The sequence below is a fragment of the Bradyrhizobium guangxiense genome (assembly GCF_004114915.1).
In the GTDB taxonomy this organism is placed as follows: Bacteria; Pseudomonadota; Alphaproteobacteria; order Rhizobiales; family Xanthobacteraceae; genus Bradyrhizobium; species Bradyrhizobium guangxiense.
Genome location: NZ_CP022219.1, coordinates 5,607,593 through 5,625,565 on the forward strand (window position 1 = coordinate 5,607,593; position 17,973 = coordinate 5,625,565).

The following is a 17,973-nucleotide window of genomic DNA, read 5'->3' on the forward strand; positions in this document are numbered from 1 at the left end:
GTCACGCTGCGATTGTCGGCGCCTTTTGGCGCCGCGCGTGAGCGTAAAGGGCCGCGACCGCGCAGGACGCCATCCGCGCCCTCGGGCTGTCCGCACGCGAGGTCAGGACCACAGGCACACGCGCGCCGAGCACAATGCCGGCACCGTCGGCCTTGGCGAAATAGGCCAGATTCTTGGCCAGCATGTTGCCCGCTTCGAGGTCCGGCACGACCAGGATCTGCGCGCGGCCGGCCACCTCGGACTTGATGCCCTTGATCCGCGCGGATTCGAGGTCGATGGCGTTGTCGAACGCCAGTGGCCCGTCGAGCACGCCGCCAACGATCTGCCCGCGATCAGCCATCTTGCAGAGCGCCGCAGCCTCGATCGTGGACGGAATCTTCGACGTGACGGTTTCGACCGCGGACAGGATGGCGACGCGCGGCGACTTGCCGAAGCCGGCCTGCGTGTAGAGGTCGATCGCGTTCTGGATGATGTCCCGCTTGGCGTCCAGGTCCGGGAAGATGTTGATGGCGGCGTCGGTGACAAAGATGGTTTCGGCATAGGCCGGGACGTCCATGACGAAGACGTGGCTGATGCGTCGATTGGTCCGCAATCCCCCGACCTTGGCCGTGACGGCCCGCATCAGTTCGTCGGTATGAAGGCTGCCCTTCATGAGCAATTCACCTCGGGCAGCATGGATCAATTCGACGCCCTTCGCAGCCGCATCGTCGCTATGCGCGGCATCGACGATCTCATGGCCGGTGATATCGAGCCCGAACTTGGCGGCGGTCTCCCTGATCTTCCGCTCCGGCCCGACCAGCAAGGGCCGGATGATGCCGGCGGCGGCGCTGTCGACGGCGCCACGCAAGGACGTCTCGTCGCAGGGATGCACGACGACGGTCGGCGTCGGCGGGATCGCCTTGGCCGCGGCGATCAGGCGATCGTACTTGCTTGGAGACTGCGTGGCCGCCGTATCTGGTGACATGATGCCGCTCCCGGTCCTTGCAACCCGCGCTACGACGCTTTCGCTCTGGGATCGAAAGGGGCAACGTTCGACGCCCTTTCCGAGCCCTCCATCGTGTCGATGCCGAACAGGCTGGCGACCTGACGCAGGCGGTTTGCGCGCTCGCCTGTGACATCCTCACTGGCCGACAGCACCTGCTCGATCGCCTCGAATGCGCCGCGCCGAAGGTTCGTGTCATCAGGCAGCAACTTCGGTATGGCGGCGAGCGCCCCGTCACGGTCGAGCAACAGCATGAAGAACTGCTCGCGCACCAGCATCTTGAACTCGGCAAGCGTCATGCGCTCGCCGCCCTGCTCGCGACGAATCCGGCGCAGAGCCTCGATACTCCGTTCGTCCACCATCCCCCGCGCCGAGCCGACATAGAGCAAGGCGCGCAGCGCCGCTTCGCGAAGACCGCCCTCGGCGGTCCGCGACTTCAAATCGGCGATGCGCTGCTCGAGCATGGCGCGGTGCTCGGCGGACATCTCACGCCGCCGCGACGGCGCGGACGTGGGATCGATCCCGACCGCCGCCTGCAGCGCAGGCGATCCATAGACGCCGAGGAAGATCGCTTCGCTCAGCGCCTCCTGTGAATCGCGCCAGCTGTCGAGGGCGTGAACGACCTGCTTCGAGATCTGCTCCTGGAACGCCAGGAACGGATTGTCCGTGGCGACCGGCTTGCGCTCCTCCTCGGCCTTTTCGGCCAGTGATTTCACCGTCGCCATATAAGGGTTGTGGCTGCTGAAGAGCTCGTATTGCAACCGCAGCGGATGCATCTTGTGGGCCCATTCGGCCATCTGCGGCGACACCATGCGCCTGACCCACGGCTGGACGAACTTCTGATAGGCCGCCAAGTTGATTTCCGAGACCCGCTTGGCGGTGGCAAAGCGCCGCTCGTCCTCGGGGGAATTGCCGCCCATGGCGCGGATATCGTCGAGCGTGCGCGCTTCGCAACGCATCACCCACTGGCCGACGACCAGATCCGAACTCGCGGTGTCGTCACCCTTCGCCTCGAAGGTCGCTTCATAGAGCCCGGGCGGCAGGACGTCGATGAGGTCGATATTGCTGGAAAACTCAGCATGCTCCTTCTTGGCAACGCCACCGGAGACGAAGATGCCGAGATGGCCAACGCTCTTGTGCACGGTGTAGACGATGGTCTGCCCATAGGCCCTGATCTCGTCGACATCGGCGTAGCAATCGAGGATCCAGTGCAGCGCCTGTTGCGGCGGCGTGATGTTGTCGCCCTCAGAGCAGAACACCACGATCGGCGATCTGATGTTGCGAAGGTCGACCTTCCGGCCGTCGGACATCTCGATGTTGCCCGCGGCGAGATTGTTGCCGACGAACAACTCGTCGACGATGAACTGAATCTCCTCGGCGTTCAGATTGACGTGGCCGCCCCACCAACGCTCGAACTCAAGGTAGCGATCCGCCTCGGTGTCGACTTTCGAATAGACGTTGTACTGCTTGGTCCAGAGCGTGTTCGAGGGGTTCTGGTTCTCGAAATTTTGCACCAGCCATGCGCCATCGAACTTGCCGGCGCCGAGATCGGAGGTGAGGGCCGTCAGCCAGCTTCCGCCCAGCAGCCCGCCCGAGTAGCGCATCGGATATTTTCCGTGCACGCCGGCCCAATAGGCCAGCGGTGCACCGGCGATGATCAGCGGCCCGAAAAGTTCGGGACGGAGCGAAGCCAGGATCATGACGGCCCATCCGGCCTGGCAATTGCCGATTACGCAGGGCTTGCCGTCGGCATCCGGATGACGACTGATGACCTTTTCGATGAAGATGGCTTCGGCGCGCGCGATGCGCTCGATGGTTTGTCCGGGCATTGGATCCGGCAGAAACCCGATGAAATAGCAGGGATGGCCTGCTTTCATCGCGACGCCGATCTCGCTGTCCGCCTTGAAGCCACCGATGCCGGGACCGTGGCCCGCGCGCGGATCGACCACGACGAACGGCCGCCGGTTCATGTCGATCTCGACGTTATCGGGGGGAACGATGCGCACCAATGCGTAGTTGACCGGCTCGGCGAGCTGACGCCCGTCTATGATCAGTTCGGCAGCATATTGCAGAACATGTGGTGCGGTTTGCGCGACGTGCTCGTTGTACTGATCGCCGCGCCGGCGCATGATATCCAGGAACAGGACACTGCGCTGTCCCGCATCGACCAGATATTCGACCGCCGAGGCGACTAGCCCCGACATTGGTCCGCCCGGAATTTGCATCTTGTCCATCGACATGATTTCGACCTCTCCGTCGCGTTCGCCAATTGACGGCGCCGGACGAGGACGAACGTTGATCTAGGTCAAGATCATCTGCACGCTTGGGAGGCGCTGATGCTGCAGCGGAAGGCGTGAAGCGAGATTCGATTGAGCGAACTTCCGACGGGCGACGTCTGTCACAAATCACAACTTGCAGCGCGCGGGCCGTCTGACGGCCTGGTCCGCGCGCCGCGTTCGAGCCTCATCTCAACGCGATGGTGATCTGACTGATGTTGGCTGCGAGCTCGAGTCCCGCCTTCGGGCCCTGCAGCACGATCGTCACACCTTTCTCGTTGCGGAGGTGGACGCCGTTGGCGCCGCCGACCAGCGCGAAGCCGCCACCGACGGAGCTGTAGGTGCCGGCGAAGTCACTGACCTCGCGGATGCCCGAGGCCCAGCCGTCGAGACGGCCGACCGTCGCGCCGACCGTGATGCCGAAGCTCAGACCGCTGAGCGTGAAGGGATAAGTCTTGCCGCGGTAGGTGAGTACGCCGCTGCCGGCGCCGCCGCCGAGCAGGAGGCCGGCCTTGACGATCTTGACCCGGACGTGACCGGCTGCTTGCGCGAAGGATGGCGTCGCCGGCGCGGTCAGTCCGAGAGCAAGCAGAAGCAGCGCAATCAAGCGAAATGCGCGCCGGCGCGCGCGCCGCTCAGGGTTTCGCTGCATCGACCTTCTTCCAGGTCTCATCGGGATCGAACAGCGTGGTCCGCTCGGCGACGAATGCCGTGCGCTTGCCGAGATCCTTCTGGTAGACGGTGCCGACATGGTTGACCAGAAAGGTCATCACACCCGAATTGCCGTATTCCGCGGGCCAGGCAATCAGAGCGAAGCCGCCGATCATCTTGCCCTTGACCACGTAGTTGAGCGCGCCGCCGGGCGCATCCCGGCCCTGCCCTTTGAGAATCCGGAAGTAATAGCCGTGATAGGGCGCCGGTCCGACATCGCCGCCGCGATAGCCCTCCTTCGAGGCCTCGGCCGCCAGCGCGCCAAGCGGGCTGGGATCGCTGTCGTCGCGCCAGAACAGCCCGTCCTTCTTGCCGGGCGAGGAGACGATGCGCTGGGCATAGACGCCGACGCCCTCGCCGCGGTCCTTGTCGGCATATTCGTTCTGGGCGTCGACGAAGGCAAGCGCCGTCTGGATCGCGTCGAGCTCGTTGCGGCCGATACGGCGGCGGAGCACCTCGATCCGTCCCTCATCGGTATCGAACTCCCAGCCGGCCTTGGTGTTGACCAGCGGAATCGGGAACGGGAAGTCGTCCGGCCCGAGCATCAGGGTTGCGGTCTTGTTGCGCTCCGCCTTGATGCTGTGCCTGGCGTCATACATCGAGGTAAAGCGCTGCCGGATGTCGTTGTCGGCGACCTCGTCGCCGGACGAGACGATGTCGTCGGCGTTCTTGCCCAGCACTTTCAGGATGTCGCCCGGCCCGCTCTTGACCGCGGCCGCGAGCGCCGCCGCCGCGTCCTCCGGCGTCTTGAAGGATTGCTGTGCCTGCGACGCGGTGCCAAGCAGCGCCAGCACTGCGATGCCCGGCAACACCGCGCGACGGAGCGATTTCAGAGCGATCATGGCGTCCCCTCCGCGGGAATCTTCGCGCCGCCGGCGAGCCAGTCGCGGTAGGTGCGGAATGTCAGGCCGAGCTTTTCATAGGAGACGCGCAGATAGCCGTCGCGGCCGCGGGTCACGGCATCAGGCATCACCTGCTCGACCTCCTGCGCCATCACGCCGACATAGGCTTTATCGCTGCCGAGATAGCTGAAGCGATAATAGCCGAGGCCGTTCGAGAGATGACCGAGCAAGACGATGTCATGCTTCAGCGCGACATCGGAGCGCCGCCCGCCGCCGCCACCGCCGCGGAAGCCACCTCCGCCGCCGCCTCCACGCATCGCCATTCCACCACCACCGCCGCGGCCGGCAAAGCTTGCTCCGCCGCCGCCACCGCGCGGCATGCTCGCCATGCTGGCGCGGCCGCGCGCGGACGCTGCGGCAGCCGAGCGGCCGGAGGAGACGTTCATGGCACCGCCGCGATTGCCGCCGCCACGATTGGCCGCACCGCCGCCGGCCCGGTTCGCAGCCTTGGCGCGATCGCCGCCACCTTTGTTAGCGGCCTTGGCGCGGTCCCCTCCGCCCTTGGCACGATCCGCGGCTCCAGCGCGATCACCACCGCCGGGCCGATCGCCGCGGTTACCGGCGCGATCGCCTGCACGATCTCCTGCACGATCACCGGAACCGCCACGATCACCAGCACGATCACCGGCGCGATCTCCTGCGCGATCTCCGGCACCCTGGTTCGGGCGCAGCACCTGATTGCCGTCGCGGCCGCGGAAATCCATCCGGTCCGACACGCCGGCCTTCAGATTGTTGTTGCCGAAGCGCTGCTGAACATTGCTGTTGTTGTAGCGCACGCCACCGCGATGCGCCGGATTGTGCTGCCAGCCATTGCCGATGTTGGTGGTGCGATGGTTGACGTAGACGTTGCGATTACCCCAGTTGCAGCCGCCGCCCCAGTAATTGCCCCAGCGTCCGATCGCCCAGGCCGTGCCGAAGGCAATGCCGGCGGCAACCATGCCCGCGCCGATATAGGACGGATAGCCCCAGTAATACGGCGGATATTCCGCATAGGGCCAGCTGCCGTAGACCGTTGCCGGATCGTAATACGGGACGTAGATGGCCGCGGGATCGGCCTGCTGGATCACCACCACCTGCTTGCCTTCCTGAGACTGGACGCTGACCTTCTGCTGCTTGGTGGTGACAAGCTTCTTGTTGTCATAGGCCTTGGTGCGCAGCCGCTGGATCGCATCCATCACGTCGGGCTGCTGGGCGAGAAAGGCATCGCCCAGCTTCTTGGACCAGTCGAGCTGGTCGCTCATCATGCTCAGGACATCGGCGGTGCTGGCCAGCGCCTTGACGCTGTCGTCCCAGCTCTGCTTCTCCACCTCCGTCTTCAGCGCATCGCCCTTGAGCTGTTTGCGCTCCTTCAGCCAGCGGTCGGCCTGCACCACCTCCAGCGGATAGGTCGAGGCCGCGAGCACATTGGCCAGGAGCTCGTCGGGATAGAGCGCGATCGGTGCGACGAGGGCCTCGAGTTGCTCGGGCTTCAAGAGCTCGACAGCCGGTGCAGGCGGACTGGCGGGCTGCGCCGCCGGTGCTGCAGGGGGCGTCGTGGTCTGCGCCATTGCGGCGACCGAACTCACCATCAAGAGCGCCAGCACCATCAGGGTCTTGCCGCAACGAAACATCGCATCCTCCCTCGGACTTCCAGTGCGGGAGGATCGGGCGGGGGCGCAGGGATTCGTTGATCGAGATCAACGAAACGAAGCCGTCGAGGCTGCTGCAGCGCGCAAAGACGCGGGCGGCATCCGCCCGAGACCCTGGACCAAGACGACGTCCAGTCGCACCGCGGAGGCATCGTCAAGATCGAGGTCCCGCCCGCTCAGCGAGCGATCGGAAGCCGGATCGTGAACAGCGCGCCGCCAGCAGGCTGGTTCGCAGCAGAGATCGTGCCGTGATGGGCCTCGATGATGGTCTTGGCGATCGCCAGTCCCATACCCATGCCTTGCGGCTTCGTCGTAAAGAACGGATCGAAGACGTTTGCGAGGTCGGCGGCGGCCATTCCAGGCCCGGTATCGGTGATCCTGATTTCGGCCTGATTGCCGGCTCGGAGGGGCGCGACGCTGACCTCCCGCTTTCCGGCGCCCGCATCGGAAATCGCATCCATCGCATTGATGATCAGGTTGAGAATGACCTGCTGGAGCTGGACCGGATCTCCCTTCACACGCAGATCCGCCAGGGCGGGCAGATAACTCAGCATGATCCGGCGCCCGTCGGCGACGGCCTTCACGAGGCCGATCGCTTCGCGAACCGTGTGGTTGAGCTCGATGTCCTCGAGTTCGAACGGGGTCTTTTTCAGGACGCTGCGCAGCCTGCGGATCACCTCGCTCGCCCGCTGATCATCGCGCCTGATATCGGCGAGAATCTGACGGACCTCGTTGATGTCAGGCGAATCGGCCTTGAGCATGAGCTCGGCCGTCTCGGCATTGGTGAGGATGGAGCCGAGTGGCTGGTTCAGCTCGTGAGCGATCGACGTCGTGAGCTCGCCGACGGCCGAATAGCGATTGACGTGAGCCAGCTCCGCCAGCCGCTGGCGCGATTCCACTTCGGCGGAGCGGCGGCGGCGGCGCTCATGCAATAGCCCGCTGATGAGCCCGGCCTGCACCAGGAACACGGCCCAGATCATCAGCATCTGCCAGCGATAGCGCTGCCAAATGCTCGGCTCGCGAAACAGGATTTCGCTGTCCGGAGGCAGACGACTCTCGCTGATGCCCCAGCGCTGCAATTCCCGCCAGTCGTATCTCGGCGCGGAGAAGCCGATCGGCGCATAGCTGATGCTCGCAGGTTTCGCGCCGCCGAGAATGGCGATCGCCGCGCTGACGGTCCTCGAACTCGTGTCCGTAATCAGATGCATCGGCCCGCCGACAGTGCTCTCGCCGAAAAACGGCTCCTGGTATGAAAAGATCGGCGCGCTCGCAACGGCATGCAGGCTGCGCAAGGCAAGATCGCTCTCGTGGACGACGCCCGCAGCATCGACGGACATCAGCCCCCAGAACAGCACCGTGTGCGGCGGCAGCTTCGATGCGCGCTTCAGGATCTCCTCGAACGACAGATCCGAGTACCAGACGAGCTCTATCCGCTCGGTGACAGGTTTCAGCTCCCGCTTGAGCTCCTCGATCCAGAACTTCTCCAGCGGCGAGGCGCCGATCACGACCGCAACCGACTTCGTCTCGGGCAAAACCTGAAGGATATTGTTGAAGACCGCCACGAAATCGTTCCGGACCGACACGACGACATCCTTGTCGCTGAGATCGGCGCGATCGATCAGCCGTTGCTCGACCGCGGTGAAAATCAGCGGCGTATCCGGGAACAGCCGGGCGCGGTATCTCTGCGCAAACCGGGTGGCGGGCGCGCCGATGCTCAAGACGATGTCGGGCTTTGCCCCCTGGTAGAGCGAGTGCAGATAATCGACGAACGGCGCCTCGGGTCCGGGATTGTTGAAGCGCGCGGTGAGCAGCGCGTGCTCCTGGATATCGAGTGGCCAGGGCGATTGCCGCTCGAGCTCTACCTTGATGTCGCGCGCATACTCGCTCCACGGTCGAAACTCGCGGCCGAAGGAATGCAGAACCAGCACGCGCTTGAGTTCGCCACGCCGGCTCCGCTCGACGGCGCCAGCTGGCCCAGCCGAGAGGCACTCGGCAAGGAGCAGGGCGAGACAGAGCAACGCGGCCACGACCCGCGGCCTCACCCCGTCGATGGACGCGCCCCCGCTCATGCTGCACCCTCGCAGCTTCCGGCAGCTGCCTTCCGGGCAATCCTAGCGGGGATTGCGGCGCGCGGACAGCCCGAGGCGGATCTCAGCAGCGGGTGACGACCCGTCCATAGACGTCCACGACTTGCGCACAGGAGGGCGCATAATAGGCGCCGGCGGCTCCCGCCGCGGCCCCGACCGCGACCGCCCGGCGCGTCGTCCGACGCGCGACGCCGGCATAGCTCATAGGTGTGAGCGGCCGCCCCACCCGCGCCTGCGCCTGCGCAAGGAAGCTGCTTTCGCCGATGCCGGATGCGCCATTCCAGGACAGTCCGACGGCGAAGGCGACCATCGCGGCCGCGCCAATCATGGTTTTTCGCAGCGTGATCATTTCTTGGCTCCTGTCGGTGTGCCTGGGGGAAGTTCGTCGAAATCGGCCATCGCGACCGAGTTGATGTCGATCTTGATCGCGCCGGCTGGCGCCTTGAACACGAACGTATCCTCGGCAAAGGCGTCGGTCTTCCAATCCCTGGTCCGCAGCGTGTATTGCGGTGCGCCCGTGACCGTCTTGCTGGTGATCACATATTTGCGCGGCACCGGCTTTGCGCCCGTCTCGATCCAGATCTGCCAGTCGGTCTCGGGCGTGCGAAACGCCAGATGCTCGCATTCGACGCCGTCGATCACGCCCTGGCCGACATGCTTGCCCTCGGTGGCCGTGGCCGTCAGCTCCTCGAAGGCATTGGCGAGCAGCAGATCGGTACCGGGCATGCCGAGTCCGGAATGGGACTGCATCTCGGCGATCATCTGGTCCACCGTGCCTGCCATCTCGGCCTGCATGTAGGATTTGGCGTCGTTGCCGTAGAGCGAGAGGGTCTTGCCGTCATAGACCAGCTCGACATCGGCATAGCCGCCGGTGCGCCTGACGCGCAGCTTGTCGGGCCTGCCCAGCTTGACTTGCCCGGAGCTCGCGAACTGGATCTTCTGAAGTTCGGGGGTGATGATCTCGATGTCGCTGTCGAACGTGGCGGACAGCGTCTTCTGGCTGGTCAGATAGTCCGTCATCAATTTCAGGATCTTGGCCGGATCATCCGCACGGGCGGGTGAGGCGGCAGCCAGCAACGTCGCTGCACCGATTGCGAGCAATGTCGCACGAAGGGTCGTTGTTGATCTCATCGCGTATCCTCCTCGGATGAGGACATTGAGATGCGCCGGCCACCCACTTGCTTGACATGAGTCAAGGCTCGGGAATCTTCTCGCTAAGATTCCAGCGTGATGTCCCGCGACCCCGATCTGCTCCGTCCTCTTCTCGCCGTTCAATGCCCGCCGCTGAGCACGAGGGTCTGGATCGGCAGCAACAGCGCCTGGATCCGCAGCAGCAGCGCGTGCACGAGGCCGACGCCATCCACGACGTGCAGCGCGATCTTCCGGCTGGTCGGGGTGTCCTTGGCCGAGATTTCCTCGTGGTTGCTGGTGTAGGCATTGACGACGCAGCTCGAGCCCGGCGTGACGCCGTCGAGGCCGCCCTTGTAGAGCGGCTCCAGGAACACCAGGATCGTGCCGGGACGGACCGCATTCTGCGCTTCCAGCAATTGCTCGCCGGACCGGAATTGCCCGGCCGCGATGTAGTCCTGCACGGTCGTGATCACCATCGGGATGATGACCCAGGGCTTCGATATGCAGGCTGCCTCGGCGACCATGCCGGTCTTCATCACCTGCGCCTCGATCTGACCGAAGCCGGCCTGTAGGACCTTTCGGCCGGCCTCTTCCGGAATGAGGACGCCCGCCGGGCGCATCAGCTGGTTGACGACGTCGCCGGGGCGAACCAGGAACTGCTCGACCCGCCCGTCAACACCGGCACGGACGAAGGTCTTGTCGAGATCGACCCGGGCCTGGTCGAGCGCGGCCTCGGCGCTGGCCTTTTGAGCCGGCAGCAGGACGGAGACCTGCAGAGATGCGGATTGCTTCGCGGCCGTCGCGGCATCGACGCCCGCCTGGCGCTGATCGACCAGCACCTGGAGCTTTTCGATATCCCGCTGCGGAACGATGCCCGGATTGCGGCGCTGGAGCTCGGTCTTGACTTCGAGCTCGTCCCTGGCCTGCTGGTAGTTGGCTTTCGCCTCTCCGATCTGCGCCTCGGCCTTGACCACGTCGGCCTGCGCCGTCTGCATCGTGGCGTCGACCTCCGCTACCTTCCGCTTGGCAGTCTCGAACGCGGCCTGCTGCTTCGAGCTGTCGAGCGTGAACAGGACATCGCCCTTCTTCACGGCCGCGCTGAACCCGACCTTGACCTCGGCGACGCGGCCCGAGCCTTCGGGGAGGATCGGCACGGTGCGGAAGTACAGCGTCGCGGACGGCGTTGCCGGATGGAAATAGAAGATCATCGTGATCAACGAGATCGTCAGCATCAGGCAGCTGGTGATGCCCCAACGCAGCTCGTGCCAGACCGAGAAGAGGGTGATCTCCTTGCCGAGGCGCTTTCCTTGCGCGTAGCGCCGGTAGAGATAGTCCGGCAGGATCGTCACCAGCGAGCAGATCAGCAGCTCAAGCATGGCTGGGCTCCTTCTCCTTGGCGGGCCCCGGCTTGTCCGCGGCAGGCGGCGCGACGGCGGCCTCGGCCTGGACTTCGCCCGCATCAGAAGCCGGCGTCGCGTCGGCGATCTTCTCGACGGACCCTGCAATGCTGCGCAGTGGCGTGCCGAAATCCGGAAGATCGACCATCGCGAGGAGCAGGCCGGCGATCCAGAAGATGTGCATGTGCGTGAACAGGGAGATCAGGCCAAGCACCGCAACGAACTCGAACTGCAATTTTTGCGATTTGTGCGCCATCCGCTCCGGCAGGCTGTGCAGCTTCCAATAGAGCGTGCCGACCCAGAGCACGATCCCGATCAGGAACACGCCCATCACCACCATCAGCGTATCGGTCCCACTGCCCGGCGCCAGATAGAACGGCAGATGATGCGGTGCCATCGGATGAAGCTGATCGCTCACGCGTCTCTCCCGGTCAAAACGTGCAGGTGCGGTATTGTGTTCGGGTATGTTCGCGTTTGTTTGACTTGAGTCAAGGGAACGCGCTCTGCCCGCCCTAGCGTTTCCGGCATGCTGATTGGACAACCATCAGGAGCCGCTCGCCATGCCCGGCCTAGACGATCTCATCCCCAGCGCCGCCCAGATTCGAAAGGAAGCCGCTCTCAAGGAAGCTGAAAAGGCGGAAGAATATGTCCGCCTCGCCGCCGCAGCCGAGGCCGAGAAGCGCGCGCTGATCGAACGCTTGAGCAAACCCTCCGGCAAGAGCGAGGAGGAGAAGATCAAGCTCGCCTCCACCATCATCCAGCGTGCGGTGCGCAACGGCCTCACGGAAGTCATGGTTTATCGCTTCCCCAACTCGCTGTGCACCGACAAGGGACGCGCCATCAACCAGATGGAAAAGGGATGGGAGAACACCCTGACCGGAATCCCCAAGGAGATCTTCCAGCTCTGGACCGATTATCTGAAGCCGCGCGGCTATCGCATCGCCTATCAGATCATCGATTTTCCTGGCGGCGTGCCCGGCGACATCGGCGTGACCATTTCCTGGGACGATTAGCAGAGGGAAGGGTCGCATGGCCAAGGGCGCAGCTGCGGAACGCATGAAGCGGAAGGATTACGAGAAGGAGCTCGAAAAGCTCCAGGTCGAGCTGTGTCACCTCCAGGACTATGTGCGGGAGAACAAGCTTCGCGTCATCATCCTGTTCGAGGGCCGGGACGCCGCCGGCAAGGGCGGCACGATCAAGGCCATCACCGAGAAGGTCAGCCCGCGCGTGTTCCGGGTCGTCGCCCTGCCCGCGCCCTCCGACCGCGAGAAGACGCAGCTGTTCTTCCAGCGCTACATGGAGCGGTTTCCGGCGGGCGGCGAGATCGTGATCTTCGACCGGAGCTGGTACAACCGCGCCGGCGTCGAATACGTCATGGGCTTCTGCACCCCCGCGGATCACCAGCGCTTCCTCACGCTATGCCCGCAGATGGAGAAATACGTCATCGACGGCGGCATCATCCTGGTCAAGATCTGGCTCGAGGTCGGCATGGACGAGCAGGAGCGCCGCTTCAAGGCCCGCATCGACGACCCGGTGCGGCAATGGAAGCTCAGTCCGATGGATCTGGAATCGTTTCGGCGCTGGTACGACTATTCGCGGGCGCGCGACCTGATGCTGAAGAAGACCAGCACGAAGGATGCGCCCTGGTCCATCGTCCGCTCCGACGACAAGCGCAAAGCGCGACTGAACTGCATCGCCCACATTCTGGGCGCCATCCCCTACAAACGCATCAAGAAGGACAAGATCAAGCTGCCGAAGCGCGCCGACAAGGGACGCTACAACGACCAGGCCAGCCTGAAGGGAATGAATTTCGTCGCCGAACGATATTGAAGCGCGAGCGAGCCGCGGTGACGCAGCCCGCCGGCTGTTCCGATCACTTCAGACGGATCGTGCCCCCGCCGACGGCGGCCGACACTTCCGCACCGACCCTGGGACCGCTGAGCTGAAGGATGACGCCATTGCCGTTCTGCAGCTGCACGGCGCCGGCGCCTGCAGCAATGGCCCCACCCGCTCCACCCACCGCGTAGGAGCCTTCGATCGACGCCGGCCCCTTCAGATTGAGCGCGCGGCCGACGAACTTCGTGGTGGACGCCCCGATGGTGAGACCCACGCTCATGCCGGACACCGTGAATGGGTATTTCTTGCCCCGGTAGAGCAGAACGCCCTCGCCGCCACCGGCGCCAACGATAAAGCCACCCTTGGTGAAAACGACCGCAACCTGGCCGGTGTCGGCACGCGCGGACGTGCTGAAGCCGGCAACGGCAGCGAGCGAGGCGACCAGGACGGCGCCGAAGGTCAGTTTTCTCATGATGCATTTTCCCCTTATTGAGCCAGGATCATCGCGAAGTAGCCGAAGATGGTGAGCAGGATGCCCGAGACGGCGTAGCCAACCGGGAATCCGATCCAGGGCACGGAACTCTGGATCTCGACCGCGGCCTCGCGGCACGGGCCGGAATGCGAGCGCGCGCCGGCAACGCCGCCCATCAGCACCGCCGGATTGATCTTGAAGACGTGGAATCCGATCGCCCAGACAATGAAGGGCGGGATCGTGCACGCGATGAAGCCGACGATGAAGATCTTCAGCGCGACCGCACCGGTGAGCTGGGCCAACAGGCCTGCGCCGGCATTGACGCCGACGATCGCGACGAACACGACGAGGCCGAGATCCTCGAGCACGTTTCGCGCCGCATTCGGCGTGTTGCCGAAGAAGCGCAGCCGCGACACGATGGACGACACGAGCACGCCGGACAGCAACAGGCCGCCGGCGTTGCCGAGGCCAACCTTGGCACCGAAGGCGGGGAATTCGACCATGCCGATGAGGAAGCCGATGATCATGCCGATCGACAGGGTCAGCAGGTCGGTCGAGGTGTTGGCACGCGCGATGCGGCCCCACATCTCGCCGAGCTCATTGACCGCCGATTTCAGGCCGACCACCGAGACGATGTCCATGCGTTCCAGCTTGGTCTTCAGACCGGCCGGGATCTGCACGCCGCCACGCTCAACCTTGGTCACCTGCAACTGACCGGCGATCGCCGTCTCGCGGAAGGATTCGAAGGTACGTCCGACGACGTCCTTGTTGAAGACCACGATCTCAGCCTGGTCCATGGGTATGCCGAGCGTCTTGGCGTCGGCGACCTCCGGACCAATCAGGCCCATCTTCTCGGTCAGATGCTCGGTCGCGCCGCCCAGCGCGACGATATCGCCTTTCTGCAGCACGAGATCAGGATCAGCGCCCTGCGGCTCGCCATTACGCCCGACATTGACGATCCGGTATTCCGGATTGATCGCGCGGAACTTGGCGATGCTCATCCCGACGGTTGCGGGATTTTCCAAGCGGTAGGCCCGCAGACCGAACTGGCGATAGCCGGTCAGGCCGCCGCCTTCGAGATCCTTGACGCCGAATTCCTGCTCATACTGCTTCGCAGCGGCCTTGGCATCGACGCCCCACCAGCGCGGCAGATATTTGCAGATCAGGATGATGCCGACGGTGCCCCAGATATAGGTGATCCCGTAGGACAGGGCGATCATGCCGGAGGCATCCTCAGGCTTCATGCCCGGAGGCAGTTTCACGACTCCCGACGTGACGGCCTGCTCGGCCGAGCCGATCGCTGCCGACATGGTCTGCGACCCCGCCAGCATGCCGCCGGCCGCTCCTGGCGGAAGCGCGAACAGCTTTGCGCCGAGCACCACCAGCGCCAAGCCGATCACGCTCGACACCACCGCGAGGAACAGGAACTTGATGCCGTCCCCCCTCAGGCTGTTGACGAAGGACGGGCCCACGCGCAGGCCGACGCCATACATGAAGAGATAGTAGAACAGGCTCTTGGCGAAGTTGTTCAGCTCCAGCTTCACGCCGTAGCTGGATGCCCAGACCGAGATGCCCGCGCCGACCACGATGGCACCGGCGACCATGCCGAGGCCATAACCCTTGATGCTGGCCCGGCCGATATAGACGGCGAGACCGACCACGAAGAACAGCAGCAGATACGGGTACTGCTGCAGGAACTGGAAAAATGCCTGCATGTTGGTCCCCTCCAAGCCTTAGGATGCGGCCTTGAGCTTCGCCTGCGCGCCGGGTTTTGGCCGGCCGAGCTTCGCCAAGGCTTCGCTGCGCACGAGCTTCAGGCCCTCCTTGGCGTCGTAGCCATGGATCTCCTTCACATCGAGCTTGCGCATGAAGTCGATGGTCTCCTGGGTGATGACCTGGCCGGGCACCATGATCGGGAAGCCCGGCGGATACGGAATGACGAAATTGGCCGAGACGAGCTCGGGCCCGGCCTTCAGCCGCCGATCGATCTCGGGATCGTTGAGACGGATGTGCTCGCAGCCGGCGACGTCATAGGCCGCATAGAAGCCGCTGCGGATGTCGCCTTCGTTGGTCTTGGTACCGGCATCGCCGCGGAAGCTCGGGTGGAAGTGCGAGAAGTTCGGCAGGTCGGGCACATCCTTCATCAGGCTCGTCACCCGTGCCTCGAAGGTCTTCCGGGCATTGGCGCCGCCCTGGGCAAGGCCGCGGTCGATCTCGCCCGCGATCTCGGCGAGCACGCGAATGAGATGTGCGACATCGCTGCGGGTGTTGTTGATGTTGGACTGGACCAGCACCGAGTTGCGCGAGGTCTTGTTGACCTGGATGTTGTACTCGTTGGCGAGAATCCCCTTGAACTGCGTACCGTCGAACCCGGCCATGCCGCACACCAGCGTCATGCGGGTCGGGTCGAGGCAGAACTCGTCGTCGTCCAGGCTCTTGAGCGTGTTCGCCCAGTTGACGCCGGGCGCGAGGAAGTCGGTGAAGCCGCTCTGGCGGTATTGCGCCGGCACCATGGCGTCGGCACCGAGGATGCGGAAATATTTCGAGATCAGCGGATTGTTGTTGACCGCCTGGCGGATCGCGAACGCGATCTCGATCGCATTGGCGACGAGGCCATAGCCTTCCAGCTCCATCTGCCGCCGCGAGATATCGAGGCTGGCGATCAGCTGCTGGTTCGGACTGGTCGAGGCGTGGGTAAACACCGCCTCCTTGAACTGCTGCTCGACGGTGTGGAATTCGACGTCCTTGACCGAGAGCATCGAACCTTGGCGGATCGCCGACATCGACTTGTGGGTCGAGTTGGTCTGGTAGACACGCAGCCGGATCTTGCGCGGGTCCGGGATCAGCCGGGTCTTGAGCAGCATTTCGTCGGACGGATTCTTGCCGAGCTCGGCCTGCTGCTTCTCATAGGCCGCGACCGACTTGGGATCGCGCATCCACGCCTCGATCTCGTTGGCCGCGCCCAATCCGGTGCGGCGGCGCAGGAACGGCGAGAAGCGCGCGAAGCCGAACCAGGCCTCGTCCCAGAGGAAGATCAGGTCGGGCTTGATGGCGAGGCATTCCTCCATCACCCGCCTTGTGTTGTAGATGTGGCCGTCGAAGGTGCAGTTGGTCAGATCGATCATCTTGACGCGATCGAGCCGGCCATCGGCCTTGGCGTTGAGCAGCGCCTGCTTGATGGTCTTCAGCGGCACCGCGCCGTACATCGAATATTCCGTCATCGGGAAGGCTTCGACGTAGAGCGGTTGCGCACCGGCCAGCACCATGCCGTAGTGATGCGACTTATGGCAGTTGCGATCGACGATCGCGATGTCGCCGGGCGCGAGCAGCGCCTGCACCGCCATCTTGTTCGACGTCGAAGTGCCGTTTGTGACAAAAAAGACGCGATCGGCACCGAGCGCCCTCGCCGCCTTCTCCTGCGCCTTCTTGATGTTGCCGGTCGGCTCCAGCATGCTGTCGAGGCCGCCCGTGGTGGCGCTGCTCTCGGCCAGGAACAGGTTCGGGCCGTAGAACTCGCCCATGTCGCGGATCCAGTCGGACTTGAAGATCGACTTGCCGCGAGCGATCGGCAGCGCATGGAAAGTGCCGATCGGGCGCTGCGCGTATTTCTTGAGATTATCGAAGAACGGCGTGTCGTAGCGATCCTGGATGCCTTCCAGGATCGACAGGTGCAGCTCCAGAAGCTCTTCCACCGAATAGAAGATGCGGCGGACGACGCTGGCCTCGGGATTGCCGGCCAGCTCCTCCACGTCGCGATTGGAGATCATGTAGAGATCGAGCTCGGGCCTGACGCGCTTGATGATCTGGGCAAGCCGCAGCGCCGAGGCGTCGGTTTCGTCGTTGAGGCCGGCCGAGGCCATGATCGAGCGCAGCACCGGCGCATCGTGGCGCGAACGCAGCCCAAAGCCGTCGTTGACGATAACCGCACCGATGTTCGGATTGAGAATCGTCGCGCAGAAAGCGTCCTCCAGGCTGCCGACGATGACAGGTTCATAGATGAAAGCATCGACCGGGCGTCGCAGCTTGCGCCATTCCGCGGCCAGTGTCGGCCATTGGGAGGATGACACGCCGGTGACGACCAGGGTCTCGAAATAGGGCCGGCGCGCGACATGCGCGCCGAAGCTCGGCGGCACCAGCTCGGGCGCATCGCCATTACCTTCATCCCTGGCGCTCCAATCGCCGGCATGCTGGCGGAAGGATCGCGTCGCAAGTGCCTGGGCAATCCTCGTTGCAAGGGCGAACGACGTCGCACCGTCCCCCGCAGCCGCGGCTTCCCGCAGCGCCGCCATCAGCTGCAGACCGGGATAGCCGTGATACTCTTCGGTGATCGAGAGATCGGCCAGCGCCGCATCATAGGCCGCGCGATTGCCCACGCGAGCCCAGGTCTTTGCCGCCTCCACGAGGTCCCGCCAGTCGTCCGCCCGCGCTCCCGGGCCGGAAAAGAACTGGTCGATGCGATGATGTGCGGGCTTCGCCTCTTTGGACATCTGTCTCTCCCGATCCTTGCGAGTGATGCGGGATCGTGAGTGGGCCGCCGGTCGCTCCATTGAT

General features: G+C 64.3%; 15 protein-coding genes. 2 read left to right on the forward strand and 13 right to left on the reverse strand.

What is annotated here, in order from left to right:
• Position 1: 1 nt before the first annotated feature.
• From X268_RS26920 to X268_RS26965, 10 genes are all read right to left on the reverse strand, one after another.
• Positions 2-964 (reverse strand): phosphate acetyltransferase, encoded by a 963-nt coding sequence (locus X268_RS26920; RefSeq protein ID WP_128927733.1) that lies wholly within the window; start codon positions 962-964, stop codon positions 2-4.
• 29 nt (positions 965-993) lie between these two features.
• Positions 994-3,222: a DUF3141 domain-containing protein gene (locus X268_RS26925; protein WP_128927734.1), complete on the reverse strand. Its 2,229-nt coding sequence runs from the start codon at positions 3,220-3,222 to the stop codon at positions 994-996.
• A gap of 223 nt (positions 3,223-3,445) precedes the next feature.
• Positions 3,446-3,910 carry a hypothetical protein gene (locus X268_RS26930; RefSeq protein WP_128927735.1) on the reverse strand — a complete coding sequence of 155 codons (465 nt, stop codon included), beginning with the start codon at positions 3,908-3,910 and terminating at the stop codon, positions 3,446-3,448.
• Positions 3,894-4,811, reverse strand: a complete 918-nt coding sequence (locus X268_RS26935; protein ID WP_128927736.1) for a DUF2950 domain-containing protein — start codon at positions 4,809-4,811, stop codon at positions 3,894-3,896. Before X268_RS26935 ends, X268_RS26930 begins: the two co-directional genes overlap by 17 nt.
• Positions 4,808-6,481 (reverse strand): DUF3300 domain-containing protein, encoded by a 1,674-nt coding sequence (locus X268_RS26940; RefSeq protein ID WP_128927737.1) that lies wholly within the window; start codon positions 6,479-6,481, stop codon positions 4,808-4,810. Before X268_RS26940 ends, X268_RS26935 begins: the two co-directional genes overlap by 4 nt.
• A 194-nt stretch (positions 6,482-6,675) precedes the next feature.
• The gene (locus tag X268_RS26945; protein WP_128927738.1) at positions 6,676-8,568 is read right to left on the reverse strand and encodes a sensor histidine kinase; all 1,893 of its coding nucleotides are present in this window, start codon (positions 8,566-8,568) and stop codon (positions 6,676-6,678) included.
• A gap of 82 nt (positions 8,569-8,650) precedes the next feature.
• Positions 8,651-8,935: a hypothetical protein gene (locus X268_RS26950; RefSeq protein WP_128927739.1), complete on the reverse strand. Its 285-nt coding sequence runs from the start codon at positions 8,933-8,935 to the stop codon at positions 8,651-8,653.
• Positions 8,932-9,717, reverse strand: a complete 786-nt coding sequence (locus tag X268_RS26955) for a DUF2092 domain-containing protein (protein ID WP_128927740.1) — start codon at positions 9,715-9,717, stop codon at positions 8,932-8,934. Before X268_RS26955 ends, X268_RS26950 begins: the two co-directional genes overlap by 4 nt.
• A 140-nt stretch (positions 9,718-9,857) precedes the next feature.
• Positions 9,858-11,093 carry an HlyD family secretion protein gene (locus X268_RS26960; protein WP_128927741.1) on the reverse strand — a complete coding sequence of 412 codons (1,236 nt, stop codon included), beginning with the start codon at positions 11,091-11,093 and terminating at the stop codon, positions 9,858-9,860.
• Positions 11,086-11,511, reverse strand: coding sequence for a hypothetical protein (locus X268_RS26965; RefSeq protein ID WP_128929399.1), 426 nt, complete (start codon positions 11,509-11,511; stop codon positions 11,086-11,088). The genes X268_RS26960 and X268_RS26965 overlap by 8 nt, the downstream gene beginning before the upstream one ends.
• A gap of 163 nt (positions 11,512-11,674) precedes the next feature.
• On the opposite strand from X268_RS26965, the gene X268_RS26970 reads away from it, so the two are divergent.
• Both X268_RS26970 and ppk2 read left to right on the forward strand, forming a co-directional pair.
• Positions 11,675-12,127, forward strand: a complete 453-nt coding sequence (locus X268_RS26970; protein ID WP_128927742.1) for a hypothetical protein — start codon at positions 11,675-11,677, stop codon at positions 12,125-12,127.
• 16 nt (positions 12,128-12,143) lie between these two features.
• Complete coding sequence (ppk2, locus tag X268_RS26975; protein ID WP_128927743.1) at positions 12,144-12,944, forward strand: polyphosphate kinase 2; 801 nt, start codon at positions 12,144-12,146, stop codon at positions 12,942-12,944.
• A gap of 43 nt (positions 12,945-12,987) precedes the next feature.
• On the opposite strand, the gene X268_RS26980 is transcribed toward ppk2, so the two are convergent.
• The 3 genes from X268_RS26980 to X268_RS26990 are packed head-to-tail and all read right to left on the reverse strand — an operon-like array spanning position 12,988 to position 17,909.
• A complete protein-coding gene (locus X268_RS26980; protein WP_128927744.1) occupies positions 12,988-13,422 on the reverse strand; it encodes a hypothetical protein in 435 nt (144 codons plus the stop codon).
• Between the two features lie 14 nt (positions 13,423-13,436).
• Positions 13,437-15,137: an aspartate:alanine exchanger family transporter gene (locus tag X268_RS26985; protein WP_128927745.1), complete on the reverse strand. Its 1,701-nt coding sequence runs from the start codon at positions 15,135-15,137 to the stop codon at positions 13,437-13,439.
• Positions 15,138-15,155: 18 nt separating this feature from the next.
• Positions 15,156-17,909 (reverse strand): beta-eliminating lyase-related protein, encoded by a 2,754-nt coding sequence (locus tag X268_RS26990; RefSeq protein ID WP_128927746.1) that lies wholly within the window; start codon positions 17,907-17,909, stop codon positions 15,156-15,158.
• Positions 17,910-17,973 lie beyond the last annotated feature (64 nt).